This is a genomic window from Variovorax sp. 01T432, assembly GCF_056398605.1.
Genome location: NZ_JBFTPS010000164.1, coordinates 1 through 455 on the forward strand (window position 1 = coordinate 1; position 455 = coordinate 455).

The 455-nt window shown below is 69.7% G+C and carries 1 protein-coding gene; it reads left to right on the plus strand.

Annotated elements, in window-relative coordinates:
• Nucleotides 1-455 (plus strand): methyl-accepting chemotaxis protein (locus AC1DNF_RS35805; RefSeq protein ID WP_478153686.1); only part of this gene is annotated, 455 nt, incomplete at both ends.

Sequence of the window (455 nt, forward strand, 5' to 3'; positions counted from 1 at the left end):
AAGGTGGTGGGCGAAGTGCGCCAGGGCACGGACACCATCGCGACGGCTTCGAGCGAGATTGCCTCGGGCAACCAGGACCTCTCGTCGCGCACCGAGCAGCAGGCCAGTTCGCTGGAGCAGACGGCCGCCTCGATGGAGGAGCTCACCAGCACCGTCAAGCAGAACGCCGACAACGCGCGCCAGGCCAATCAGCTGGCCGTCTCGGCCTCCGAGGTGGCGGTGCGGGGCGGCAGCGTGGTGTCGCAGGTGGTGGACACCATGGGCTCGATCAATGCGTCCTCGCGCAAGATCGTSGACATCATCGGGGTGATCGACGGCATCGCCTTCCAGACCAACATCCTGGCGCTGAACGCGGCGGTCGAGGCCGCRCGGGCGGGCGAGCAGGGCCGTGGCTTCGCCGTCGTGGCCTCCGAGGTTCGCAGCCTGGCGCAGCGCTCGGCSGCGGCGGCCAAGGA